The organism is Candidatus Cloacimonadota bacterium (genome assembly GCA_020532355.1).
Taxonomy (GTDB): domain Bacteria; phylum Cloacimonadota; class Cloacimonadia; order Cloacimonadales; family Cloacimonadaceae; genus UBA5456.
Window position 1 is genome coordinate 1 of sequence record JAJBBD010000165.1, and the last position, 12,729, is coordinate 12,729.

Annotated in this window: 14 protein-coding genes; 6 read left to right on the forward strand and 8 right to left on the reverse strand. The window is 40.3% G+C overall.

What is annotated here, in order from left to right:
• Positions 1–563, forward strand: a 563-nt coding sequence (locus LHW48_06015) for a bifunctional DNA-formamidopyrimidine glycosylase/DNA-(apurinic or apyrimidinic site) lyase (protein ID MCB5260015.1), incomplete at its 5' end; no start/stop codon positions are given.
• 213 nt (positions 564–776) lie between these two features.
• Here LHW48_06015 and LHW48_06020 read toward each other — a convergent pair.
• On the reverse strand, positions 777–1,112 hold the full coding sequence (locus LHW48_06020) for a TfoX/Sxy family protein (protein ID MCB5260016.1): 336 nt from the start codon (positions 1,110–1,112) through the stop codon (positions 777–779).
• A gap of 247 nt (positions 1,113–1,359) precedes the next feature.
• Here LHW48_06020 and LHW48_06025 point away from each other — a divergent pair, with 247 nt between their 5' ends.
• The 5 genes from LHW48_06025 (at position 1,360) to rpmA (ending at position 4,837) form a co-directional block, all read left to right on the forward strand.
• The gene (locus LHW48_06025; GenBank protein MCB5260017.1) at positions 1,360–2,556 is read left to right on the forward strand and encodes an FprA family A-type flavoprotein; all 1,197 of its coding nucleotides are present in this window, start codon (positions 1,360–1,362) and stop codon (positions 2,554–2,556) included.
• A complete protein-coding gene (locus tag LHW48_06030; protein MCB5260018.1) occupies positions 2,553–3,059 on the forward strand; it encodes a ferritin in 507 nt (168 codons plus the stop codon). Before LHW48_06025 ends, LHW48_06030 begins: the two co-directional genes overlap by 4 nt.
• 93 nt (positions 3,060–3,152) lie before the next feature.
• Positions 3,153–4,112, forward strand: a complete 960-nt coding sequence (locus LHW48_06035; GenBank protein ID MCB5260019.1) for a diguanylate cyclase — start codon at positions 3,153–3,155, stop codon at positions 4,110–4,112.
• Between the two features lie 132 nt (positions 4,113–4,244).
• A complete protein-coding gene (rplU, locus tag LHW48_06040; protein ID MCB5260020.1) occupies positions 4,245–4,562 on the forward strand; it encodes a 50S ribosomal protein L21 in 318 nt (105 codons plus the stop codon).
• 14 nt (positions 4,563–4,576) lie between these two features.
• Positions 4,577–4,837 carry a 50S ribosomal protein L27 gene (rpmA, locus tag LHW48_06045; GenBank protein ID MCB5260021.1) on the forward strand — a complete coding sequence of 87 codons (261 nt, stop codon included), beginning with the start codon at positions 4,577–4,579 and terminating at the stop codon, positions 4,835–4,837.
• A 78-nt stretch (positions 4,838–4,915) separates the two neighbouring features.
• On the opposite strand, the gene LHW48_06050 is transcribed toward rpmA, so the two are convergent.
• The 7 genes from LHW48_06050 to LHW48_06080 all read right to left on the reverse strand — a co-directional run.
• Positions 4,916–5,665 carry an ABC transporter substrate-binding protein gene (locus tag LHW48_06050; GenBank protein MCB5260022.1) on the reverse strand — a complete coding sequence of 250 codons (750 nt, stop codon included), beginning with the start codon at positions 5,663–5,665 and terminating at the stop codon, positions 4,916–4,918.
• Positions 5,666–5,723: 58 nt separating this feature from the next.
• Positions 5,724–6,167: an NfeD family protein gene (locus LHW48_06055; protein ID MCB5260023.1), complete on the reverse strand. Its 444-nt coding sequence runs from the start codon at positions 6,165–6,167 to the stop codon at positions 5,724–5,726.
• An 18-nt stretch (positions 6,168–6,185) separates the two neighbouring features.
• Entirely contained in the window at positions 6,186–7,094 is a 909-nt protein-coding gene (locus LHW48_06060) for a hypothetical protein (protein MCB5260024.1), read from the reverse strand.
• A 10-nt stretch (positions 7,095–7,104) separates the two neighbouring features.
• Entirely contained in the window at positions 7,105–8,796 is a 1,692-nt protein-coding gene (recN, locus tag LHW48_06065) for a DNA repair protein RecN (GenBank protein MCB5260025.1), read from the reverse strand.
• The gene (locus tag LHW48_06070; GenBank protein MCB5260026.1) at positions 8,796–9,680 is read right to left on the reverse strand and encodes an NAD(+)/NADH kinase; all 885 of its coding nucleotides are present in this window, start codon (positions 9,678–9,680) and stop codon (positions 8,796–8,798) included. Before LHW48_06070 ends, recN begins: the two co-directional genes overlap by 1 nt.
• The gene (rsgA, locus tag LHW48_06075; protein MCB5260027.1) at positions 9,677–10,741 is read right to left on the reverse strand and encodes a ribosome small subunit-dependent GTPase A; all 1,065 of its coding nucleotides are present in this window, start codon (positions 10,739–10,741) and stop codon (positions 9,677–9,679) included. Before rsgA ends, LHW48_06070 begins: the two co-directional genes overlap by 4 nt.
• Positions 10,738–12,729, reverse strand: a 1,992-nt coding sequence (locus LHW48_06080; GenBank protein ID MCB5260028.1) for a peptidase M16, incomplete at its 5' end; no start/stop codon positions are given. The genes LHW48_06080 and rsgA, both read right to left, overlap by 4 nt.

Below are 12,729 nucleotides of genomic sequence, written 5' to 3' on the forward strand. Positions count from 1 at the left end.
ACGACCCCTCCGCATTGGAGCCCCATAAACATGAACGTGCCCGGATATTGCTAATGGGAAATGATGCAATTCGCTTTATCGATCCTCGTACGTTTGGCAAGATTAGCCTTCTAAAAAGCGTAATCTTGAGTAAGTTCATGCCAATATTGGGACCGGAACCTCTATCTACGGATTTTAACACCAACTATCTGCAAAAGGTTCTTGCGGGGCGTAATGCACCCATAAAAAATTTGCTTTTAGATCAAAGCTTGGTAGCCGGCTTAGGTAATATCTACGTGTGCGAGCTTTTGTATCGGGCAAAAGTGCAACCTCAGCGACAGGGAAAGTCCATCAGCCCAAAAGAGGCAAAACTGATAGTCAAGCACGGAAAAGCTGTTCTACAAGAAGCCTTGCAAGTGGGTGGAACCAGTATTTCAGATTATCGGCGCATAGACGATAAAAGCGGTGAATTTCAGAACTTTTTGCAAGCATATCAAAAACCAACATGCCCTAAGGGGCACAAGATGCATAATATCCGCTTGGGAGGACGCTCCAGTTTTTATTGCCCTTTGTGCCAAAAATAAACCCAGCTTACAAAACTCTCTTTGTCCAGATTCTGCAAAGATCAAGAAAAACCCATAAGTACTTTGCTGATTCTGCTTTATTCGAGATTGCAAACTCATTACATTAAGTATACATTAGCAAGGGTTCACGCAAAGATAGTCCTGTGGCTGCGGGAGAATGTCAGCTTGATCTATGGGTATGTGTGGCTTAAAGCCTTGAGAGTGAAAAGTGAATTAAGCTTTGGATTTTGGTTTTTTCTTTTTGGGTGGCTTTACTTCCGGTTCGGTAATTCGGATCAATTCACAAAGCCAATCTGCATCTTCCCAATCCTCTTCAGCAATAAGCAATAGGTTTTTTGCGCCAGGATATGGAGGTGCGTATTCGGGTTCTTGGATGAATTGCTCTCCCATCTTTGTTACTTTTACAAAGAGCTGATCATCGCACAGCAAAGCAACAACCTTGTCCTTGTAGTAGATGCTATATTCTCCAAACATTTTGCGGGCAAATACGCCATCCAAAGCCTGAAGCTGATCTAAAACATACTCCATAGTTTCCTTTTTGCTTGCCATTACAATTTTCCTTTTTTAAAGTGATGATACAGGATATAATACAAATTTGATTTGGTCAAGATATTTATAATTTACCAACTAAACAAGATGAGGAATAATATCCATTCAATTAATTAGGGTTAGGAGATCATTTGCAAACTTTTCTATTTGATTTTACGGGAATTTCGCTATTATTTAAGTAGGGTGCCTTAGAATTGGAATATAGAGTAAGGTACCAATAATATTACATATTATATAGGAGATATACATGAAAGCGGTGAAACTGCGCAAAGGGATTTATTGGGTAGGCGGTATAGACTGGGATTTGAGAAACTTCCATGGATATCTTACCCAACGGGGCTCTACTTACAATGCTTATTTAATTGTAGATGATAAAGTTACGCTTATCGACAATGTGAAATACTATCTTTATGATGAAATGATTGCCCGCATCAAAGACGTAATTGATCCCGCAAAGATAGATGTAGTAATCCAAAATCATGTGGAGATGGATCATTCTAGTGGTTTGCCGATGTTGCAGAAATTGATACCCAATGCTAAAATATACACAAATGCCAATGGCATAAAGGGCTTGAAGTTACATTATAAGCAGAATTGGAATTTTGAAGAAATTAAGACTGGAGATAGCGTCAGCATAGGTAAACGCAGTTTAAGTTTTATTACTACCCCTATGGTGCATTGGCCAGATAATCAAGTTACATATTGCCCAGAGGAAGAAATACTATTTTCGAATGATGCCTTTGGTCAACATATCGCATCGTCTGAACGTTTAGCCGCCGATCTTCCCATCGGGATTGTGATGGAAGAAGCCAAAAAGTATTATGCCAATATCGTGTTACCCTATTCCAAACAAGTGCAGAAAGTACTTGATCTTGCCGCTCCGCTTGCCATAAATATGATTTGTCCCAGTCATGGAGTTATCTGGACGGAGGAGAATATTGGAGATATATTAGCCGGTTATAAAGATTGGGCTTACAACGTTTCCGATAAGCATCGTGCTTTAGTAATATACGATAGTATGTGGAAATCTACCCAGATGATGGCAGAGGCTATTCATGAAAGTTTTGAAAACCTTGGCATTAGGGCAAAACTACTATCTCTGCAACACAATCATATTTCGGATATCATGACCGATATCATCGACGCTAAATTTATTGCCGTAGGCTCTCCAACACTAAACTCATCCATTCTACCCACTGTCGCTGCTTTTTTATATTATTTAAAGGGTCTTTCACCTAAAGATAGGATTGGTCTTGCCTTTGGTTCCTACGGTTGGGGTGGTCAGAGTATTCCCATCTTACATCAACTCTTGGGGGATGCAAAAGAATGCGGATTTGATATGCTGGATCCCATCAAACATCAATACATACCTTCCAAAGAAGATTTGGAGGCAATCAAAATTACTCTTGAACAGAATATAAAAGCTAAATTGGAGGAACAATGATTAGCAAAAAAATGGCTGCTGCCATAAATGAACAAATAAATCGGGAGCTTTTTTCCGAATACCTTTATATTTCGATGCAAGCATGGTTTGCAGATCAAAACCTTGATGGAATGGCAAATTGGATGGACGCTCAAGGGAAAGAAGAGCGTTTTCATGCGATGAAATTCTTCAACTATCTGCTGGAACGTGGAGCAAAAGTAAAACTAAAAGCTATTGCCGAGCCTACAATAGAGTTTGATAACCCCTTGAAGGCATTTAAGATGGCACTTGACCATGAGCGCTTTATTTCCAAAAGCATAAATGACCTAATGGACCTTGCCATCAAAGAAAACGATCACGCTACCCGTAGCTTTTTACAATGGTATATAGACGAACAAGTTGAAGAGGAAGCATCCGTAGATAGAATCGTGAATATGCTAAAAATGGTTGGCGAGCAAGGTCATGGCATCATGATGATCGATCGTGAATTAGCACAGCGTGTTTACACACCAGAATCTGAGTAATGAATAAACGCTGTATCCAGATATTAGATTAACAGATATAAAGGGGGTTTTGCCCAAGTATGCGAATCCCCCCTTTTTTCTTGTGGAGGTATTGTGATTAAGTGGAAAATTGAAGACCTTTATAGCAAAATTTTTGATTCTACGGTAGTAGCAATTGGAATAACCGATATGAACGGGAGATATCTTGCAGTAAACAACGCTTGGTGTAAGCTATTAGGATACACTTCCGAAGAAGCCAAAAAGATGTGCGTTAACGATGTTACACCTCCCGAAGACATAGATTCCAGCACCACTAATATGTATCGACTAATAACCGGAGAAATGCCGGGAATTCGTTTAAACAGGAGATACATGCGCAAAGATGGTTTATATTTCTGGGCAGATTTGCATGTTTCACCAATAACTAATAATGAACACCAGATTGTTGGTTTAGTAGGGATTTTTGTAGATATAGATCGTCAGGTGAAAGCCGAAGAAAACCTACAACAGCTTAATAATCAATTAATTAACGCCAATACAGAATTGCAACGTGCTATGGAAGATCTCAGCAAATTGGCACGCATAGACCCGCTTACACAATTATATAATCGGCGCGTACTAAACGAGATTTTGGAAAATGAGCTTCAGCGTTCTATTCGTAATAAACGCGGCTTTGCCGTTGCCATGGCAGATCTTGATAATTTTAAAAGGATTAATGATTCTTATGGGCATGAAGTGGGAGATTTGGCTTTAATGGAGATGGCAAAAATCCTCCGCAAAGAAATCCGCACAACAGACTTTGTGGGTCGATGGGGAGGTGAGGAATTCCTGTTCATCTTTACGGAAACAACCTGTCAAGGTGCATTGATAGTAATTGAGCGTATTCGACAAACCGTAGAAAATGTTCAGATTCCGGTAAAAGATATAAAGATTGGCTTTACGGTTAGTATCGGACTCTCCTATCATAGTGGTGGAGAAGGTGGTAACGCTATAGTAGAGGAAGCAGACAAGGCATTGTATAGAGCTAAAGTTAGTGGAAAAAATCGGTGTGAATTCTTTCAGAATAATTGCTGAAGAGGAAGCTGATTTACTATAGGTAGTTAGCACTATTGTTTATGAGTTTGTAAACAGGTAAAATCTGCTTTTACTTGACAGATATCCAGCCTCAAAAAGTATTGTTTTTCCATAGATAAAATATAAGGAGATATGATGTACGCCATCGTAGATATTAAAGGATTTCAGTTTAGGGCTGAAAAAAACGCAGTACTTCGCGTTCCCTTGCTGAATACGGCAGAGCCTGGCCAGAGCATTGAGTTCGACCGTGTATTGTTGCTTCGTAAAGATGACGAAGTAATAGTGGGCACTCCCGTAGTCGAAGGCGCCGCGATCGTAGCAGAAGTTATCGAACACGGTAAAGGTAAGAAGAAGGTAATTTATCATCACAAACGCCGCAAAGGCTATCGTGTTAAAAAAGGTTACCGTGAGCAATTCACCGAAATTAAAGTTACCGATATTCGGGCTTAAGGAAGGTTAGATATATGGCACATAAAAAAGGTGTTGGAAGCAGCCGTAACGGTCGTGATAGCAATCCCAAATATCGTGGTGTAAAGAAACACGCTATGGAATTTGTAACCGCCGGCAATATCATTGTGCGCCAGAAAGGCACCAAGATTCATCCCGGAGCCAATGTAGGCATTGGTAGAGATTTCACAATATTCAGTCTTGTAGATGGTCACGTAAAATTCGTAACCAAAAAGGCTGGAAAGAAATTTGTAAGCGTAGAACCCCTCAGCGAATAAAACATCTAAATAAGTTAGAGATATTTAAGACAGCAGAGCCTATTTGACTTTGCTGTCTTTTTTTATTTGCTTAATGAATCATTCAGCAATGTGAGTGGCTAATATCGAATTCAACTCTCCGCTATCTATAATATCCTGCAAGGCATTATTTATTTTTTCGTTGTATTTTCCATCACGAGGCATGGCAATGGCATACTCTTCTTTGGTGTTTAATTGAAGCCCAATTCTAACGGGATATGTTTGCCCAAATCCCTTAGCGGCGCTACTGTCATTTACTACAAAATCAATTTCGCCTGCTATGAGAGCTTCGATAGCTTCGGTATTTTGGGCATACAGTACAAGGTTGTTGGAGGGCAGGATGTCTTTATCTACAAAACCTCTAAACAAGTATTCATGAGCAGTGCTACCATGTAGTACACCAATTTTATACTTACCGATATCTTTTTCATCTACGGGCATTTGGGGACTCTTTTCCCCTGCAATCAGCACTAAATGAGCCAGATAATATGGTTGAGTAAACTCAACTTGTCGAGAGCGTAAATCTGTTATCGACATGGCAGATATGATAATATCGATTTTATCGGATTTGAGGGCTTGAATGAGAGTGTTAAACTCCATATTGATTATCTCATAAGGCATTTCCAATTTCTGTGCAATCTTGTGGCTAAGATCAACATCAACCCCTACATAGGCACTATCTACGATAGATGAAAACGGGGGAAATTCCACATTCATCCCAATGCGGAGTACTGGCTTTTCTTTGGAACCACAAGAGACTACAGCAAGGGACACAAAAAGATATAAGACAAATAGATATAATTTACTCATACACATAACTCCTATATAAAACTGTGCCCGATCATAAGAATCGGGCGAGTTTGTAAAATCAATTGTCTTTTTTTACGATCAACTTATTGCCGTCAATGCCAGTAACGATTACTTTTTCTCCAACATCAATAGGAATATTATCCTCAGAAACGGCAACCCACTCCTCACTCCCTACTTTTACATAGCCTTTACCATCGATGGGAATGGCTATAGTGATATGTGCAACCTTCCCCTTAAGAGCAAATACATTGGTTTCTTCTCCGGAATGTACCAATACTTTTTTGCCAATCTTACGCATAAACAGAAAAGCAATAAAGCTAAATATGGCAAAGCATAAAATCTGCATGAGTATATTGTTCTGCATAAAAGGAATAAGAGCCAAAAGTCCAGTAACTATTGCGCCAATACCCAATGAGACAAAGAAAAATGCCGGATCGAAAATCTCAATTATTACAAAGATAATCCCAAGGATCATCCAAATGTGCCAGGCCAATAGTTCCATAATTAACTCCTGCCAAATTTAGTTGTCGTGTTCGTCATCCTCCTTTGAGGATTGAGCGCTTTTGTCTTTATAAATACGCTTAACTTTACGCTTGTTATTCCCGTATCCATATCTGGATGAATAACGGGCATAATTTGAGTAGCTGCCGGAGCCTCCATAATTGTAGCTGCCACCTAACCCGCCTGCACTAAGACCACGGATTCCAAGTGCGGAAAGGAAATACATCAAAAGCTTGGTACCAAAGTATACCAAGACCATTCCTACCGCAAAAATGCCAAGCCAAAACAGATACATCAGAGAGAGATTCTTTGTGGTATCAAGCCAATTATTGGTTTTTTGGCGAGGGCTGAGCGTGAGATACAGCAACACGTTTTCTCCTTCACGCAATTTATCAATATTGTTGCGGGATTGGTGGATCAAGCCATGCAGGGTTTCTTTGCGTCGATTTTGCTGGTCAGATGGATAGCGTATCTTATCTAGATCTGCTAGTTCATTTTCGTAGCTTGCCAGACGCGCACTTTCGGTATCGTAATCCAGATTCACCAAAGAAGTGTCGATTTGCTCCGTTTGCGTGCTAATATATCCATAGTTTTTTAGTTCAGCTACAACGTTCCCCAATTCCTGCTGAGGAATGGTAAAAAGATACGCACCAAAACTACCTTCATTTTGTTTGCGGATACGCTGTTTGGCTCTTTCGTTGATGATCTTGTTGATGCCTTCCTGTGCCTTACTTATGTTTTCTGCACTGAACGTTACCTGTGCTTTATTAATAAATCTGAGATCCCGATACTCATTGGCACTGGGTTTGAAATTAAACGAGGGTTTTTTTGTGCCCTGATTCTGGTATTGCACTATGGTTGCGGCAAGGGCTAAGAACACGATAAAAATAGCTGTTCCTCTAACTCTGCTTTTTGTTTTTTTGTCCACTTCTTTCCTCTTAATTATGTCTTAGTATAAGCTCTTCTGCATGTTTTAGCGCAGTCTGCGAACAGTTTCCCGAGAGCATTCTTGCTACTTCTTTAATCCTCTCATCATCGCTAAGTATACGCAATTCTACTTTTGTCTTTGCATCCGCAATCTTAGTTACGGCAATGTGAGTATCTGCTAAAACCGCGATCTGGGCAAGATGCGTAATGCAAAGCACTGGATTGGAGCTTGAAATATCGGCTATACACTTTGCAACATTATCGGCAGTTTTGCCTCCAATGCCAGCATCTATCTCATCAAGGATTAGCAGTCTTAAACTTTCTTTACTAACCAGTAGCTTTTTTATGCCTAAAAGTATCCGGCTCATTTCGCCTCCACTGGCAACAGCGGCAAGGCTTTTCAGCTTTGTTCCGGCATTTGCTGAGAACAAGAATTCAACAGAATCGTGACCGGTTTCTCCAAAAGCAAAAAAAGTATTTGAATTATCGAAATCAGATGTTAATTTTTTGTCAATCCTTATCTCGAGTCTTGCCTCCTTCATTGCCAAGTTTCGAATACTTTCTTGAAGTTCTTTGCTAAGCTTTTTTGCAGCAATACATCTGATGTCACTCAATTCCTCTGCTTTCCTGGCTAGATTCAAGTATTTACCTTCCAGTTGTTTATGCATTTCGTCAATGGCTTTTTCGAAGTTATCGGCAGCTAGAATCTCTTGTTCTCTCTGCTCAAAAAGTTGTATCAAGTTATCAACAGTTTTAACTTTATGTTTGTGTAAAAGTAAGTTGATTTGGTTTAATCTTTCTTCAATTGCAGATATTCGAGCAGGATCGGGGCCGATGCTATCCAAGATTTCGCTAAGTTCTGTGGAACTGGAGTTTAATGCTTCCATAGCCTCTTTCAATGAGGTTATGGCATTGTCGACAGCGTTATTCAAGCCCTTGTATTGCTCTAATTTATTCAGGAAATATCGTAGTTTATCGAATATGCTGTCCTCACTTTCAAAGATTTCCTGATTGATGCCCATGCTCAATTCGAGAATATCTCGCGAATTTGAGAGCAAATCATACTCTCTTTGCAAAGCAGTGTCTTCACCTGATTTGATGGCAGCGGTTTCCAATTCTGCAAATTGGTAACGATAGAGCTCCATCAAGTGTTTTTTCTCGTCTTGCTTATGGATCATCTCATTTAGCTCAGCTCTAATTCGCTTCAATTCTCTGTATTCATTACGAAAATCTTCTCGTTTTTGCCATGCTCCAGCATAACGGTCTAGCAACTCCAATTGGTAACTAGGCATAAGAATATTTTGCTGATCTCTTTGATGATGAAAGTCCATTAGCATTGGCTTGAGAGATTTCATCACTGCTGCCGCAACTCTTCTTCCCCCAATGTAATACGCAGATTTTCCGGCAGGAGATATTTCACGAGCCAATACTAGATCATCGTCGATATCTGCATTTATGCTTTTTAGATATTCCCTCAATTCGTGATTCTGTGAAATGGAAAAAGTAGCTTCAAGATAAATAGCACTTGCGATATCCCAAGCTTCAAGCCCTGCCGGACTATCCCCAAAAATAATCCCAAACGAGCCTACCAAGATAGATTTACCTGCTCCAGTTTCTCCAGTAATCACAGTCAATCCCGGTTTAAAAGACAGGCGCAACTCAGGTACTAGCAGATAGTTCTTGATGTAGATTTCGTTCAGCATTATTTTCCGAGATGCATTTTATTGCGCAGAATGCGGTAAAATGTCCGCTTGGAAAGCTTAATGAAATGTACTTCCCGGTTTGAGGCGCTTATATGAATCTCATCTTTCTCGTTAATCGGGCACACGTTGCTGCCATCAATTTGTAAAGATGCAGATTGAGATAGCTTATAGATTTTTAAGCTCAGTTTTTCTTCGGCGGGAAACACCATGGGACGAATGGTTAAAAGATGTGGATTCAATGGGCTTAGCACCATTGCTTTCATCTGAGGAGCTAGAATAGGACCTCCAGCTGAAAGCGAATATGCCGTAGAGCCTGTGGGGGTACATACAACTACTCCATCACAGCGCGCATCAAACACATAGCGACCACTGGCAAAGATGCGGGCATTGATCAGACCGGGATTTTCTCCTTTATACACTACTGCATCGTTTAGCGCATCCTCTTGCAGAATGATTCTGTCTTTGCGCTTGAGGCTACAGTTTATCAGCATGCGGGAGAGAATCTTATAGCGCCCCTCCACCAAATCTCTGATGGATGAGCTTATTTCCGGCAACGTGCTTTCCGAAAGGAAACCTAAGTAACCCAGATTGATTCCCAAAATCGGTGCTCCGGTTTTTAGCGCAATCTCCTTTGCTTTTAGAATGGTTCCATCTCCTCCAAACACCAATATACAGTCGATTGCCGTTACCTTCTTCTTTCCATCAAAATCTACCACTTGCACTGGATCCTGCAGAATATCTTGTTGAGAACTATCGCCAAAAAAGTGTAGATCATTCCCAGAGTGAGCTAATGAGCTGTTTTCTTCCTTTAATCTGTATAATAGCTTAAAAATACTGGACTGATCAGCAAATCCGGGATTTATGTATACTGCAAAGTTCTTCATATATTTTCCATTATCCATCTATAGGATTCATAACGCATAGGATCCAGATTCCCGTTCTCTAATGCATTTAAAACTGCACATCCTTCCTCTTGAATATGTTTACAATCTCTAAAGCGGCAATAGGGGTAAAAGCGATCAAATCCAGGAAATAGCTTTGGAATTAGCGGAGCATCATTTTGATGAAGCGTTAGAGTTTTTATTCCAGGTGTATCCACCAAATTTCCTCCAAAACTAAATGGCAGCATAACAGCCTGAGTAGTGGTGTGTTTACCTTTTTCGTTAAAATCGCTCACCTCAGCTGTCATCAGTTCCAAGCCTGGCTCCAGAGCATTGATCAAAGAACTTTTCCCTGCTCCTGAATGCCCCGAAAACACGGTATCCATATCCTTCAGTTCGCTTTTCAGTTCCTCAATTCCAGCTCCGCTTAAAACAGAACTCAAGATCACTTTAACCCCAGATTCCCTATAGTATTCCACCTCATCTTCAAGCTCGACCAAATCTTCGCAGAGGTCGATCTTGTTAACCACAAGAACGGGGCGCAGTTTATGCTTTGCGGCTAAGATCAGGTAACGATCCACCAATCCTGGTTTGAAGTTTGGCATGCGCCAAGAAGTAGTAATAACCAATTGATCGATATTTGCCGCCAATACGATTTCCTTTTGATAGCTGCCACCCGTATAGCGCATCAAGCTATTCTTGCGCGATAGGATGTTCTCTACCCGGTAATCCGGTTCCTGAGCGATATCCACTTCCACATAATCGCCCACCGCAAGAATGCCGCTGCTTTGATTTTTAAATTGCTTCAACCGCCCACTCACTGAGGCAGTAATCTGCAGATTGCCCATGAGTATCTTGCACTGATAGTTACTCATCACCTCTACTATTCTGCCAAGTTTCAGCTTCACTCCACGTTTGAAGTGTTTCGCACGTTTTGCTGCGGTTCGAGCCGTTTTATACTCACTTTGCTGGCGGAAATCGTCTAAAACCTCAAGCTCCGACAAATTGATGTTTCTTAGCCTGCCGGTATACTTGATACTGCGTTTTTTATCTTTTTGCTTCACTTCTTATAAATGGGCGTAATGATATCGAAAATATCTGCCGATTCTTTAATCTTAGCTTCATTTCCCATAACTGCATAATGGTTTTTATCCATAATAGCTTGCACCATATCGGCATACTGTCTCAAATCCTGCAAAGTTGTGGAAAGTACTTCATCACGTATTTGTTGTCTATCTTCTTGAGTAAACCCAGTAATAAAGTCTCGGTCCGATTGAGCACCAATTCCTTCGGGAGTCTTGGGATAATCCATTATTGAGATGTCGCCCAAAATATATTTATCCATATCGCGTTTACTGCATTGGAATCTACGAATATATTCGGGAACCTCATTATAGGTTTGGAGGCTTTCTTTCAAATTGGGATCACGATAAGAATAGAAGAACTGATATCCGTCCATGCCAAAATTCGCTCCCCCACCGTAAGCTCCACCTTTTACACGCAGTTCTTTATAAAGGAATTCGTTGCTTAATATATTTGAAAGCACCCTAAGCTTACCAGAGTAGGAATAGCCCTTACGGAAAAAGTTTCCCCCCTTAACTACATATTGTATTTTAATGGGAGCGGCAATGCCTTCATTGATATTTCGGGTTATAAATTCTTGATTTATTGGATTACGTGCTTCTGTGCTAAACTGAGTAATTAATGTAGGAAGTTGATCAACTACTTGAGGTATCAAATCTTCATTCGCAGTAATACTAACTATGGAGTTGTGAATATTGAAGTAATGATCTTGCACCCATTTCAACTCAACAATAATTTTATCTATGTCCGTATCCATATTTCTTGCCAATTCAGTCAGGAAATATAGATAGTCTAAGCCATAAACTTTGTCTCTGAGGGCATGATATTGAGAGAAGGGCGCAAACATCCGGTTAATGGTGTGCGTCATTCCTGCCGTTATTGCGTTCTCTTCCATTGCTGCTTTAAGCTCTTGAATAAGGCTTTTTAGCCGGGATGGATTATCTAGCACGGCTTTTAACGCATATTCAGCACTCAATTCCATTAGTTTAGGGGTTTTATTGACAATTGCTTTCCCAGAAAGTATCAGCTTGGGCAAAATATCGTCTGGGGTCTGATAGCTATTGGCAATATCTAGCTGCAAACTGATTCCTCCAGTATGATTGCTGATCTCGTTTGAAAGCTCTGCGTAGCTGTAGTTTTTGCTGTTAATCTGCCCCAATAGCTGGGTGTATAGCCTTATCCATGGCAAATCCTCATAAGCGGCATGTGCCAGATCGAAATACACTTTCAAATATGCTATACCATTTGTGTGTACTGGGTGTTTTAGCAAAGTATAGTCTTTATTCTTTTCAATTTCACAGGGCAAAGCCTGTGCCTTAGGATCCACATCGTCAAGGCTTAGCAGCGGAATTCTATTTAAGTCTTCCTCGCTATCGGGAAATTCTTGCCACTTTTTAAGTTCAAGGTTTTGTTCTATAAGTTCATTAATCTGCTTTTTGTTTAAGGTTTTCTTATAAGCATCCAGTTCGGTTCTGGTTACAGCTTCTTGCTTGGCTATCAATCCCGGAACCGGCTCAAAGTGGATTTCGCTTTGATGAGGATTATCCACGAAAATGTTTTGTAGTAACTGTTCGAAAAGCGGCTCGCTCAAGCCCTTTCGCAATTCCTTAAGATAACCTTCAAAGGCAAGGAAGTTCAAAGGATCTCCACCATGATTCCACAATCCAATACAATACAGATTATAGAATAAACCTTTGGGAAATCTATTCAATTGTGCTTCGCGCAAGAAGAATTCTTTATAATTGATGATTGCTTCCATCAATTTTTTATCGAATCCGTCTTTGCATATCCGTGCAATTTCTTTACGAATTATTTGCGCCAAAGCATCCAGATTCTCTTTTTTTATATGCTTGCAGATAATAGAAATTGTGGGTTGTAAGATGTCGCCCTGTACCGATATACTAGAATCTTTACACAATCCCGATTCCCGTATTGCATTCTTTAAGGGTGACGCTGGATAGTGCATCAA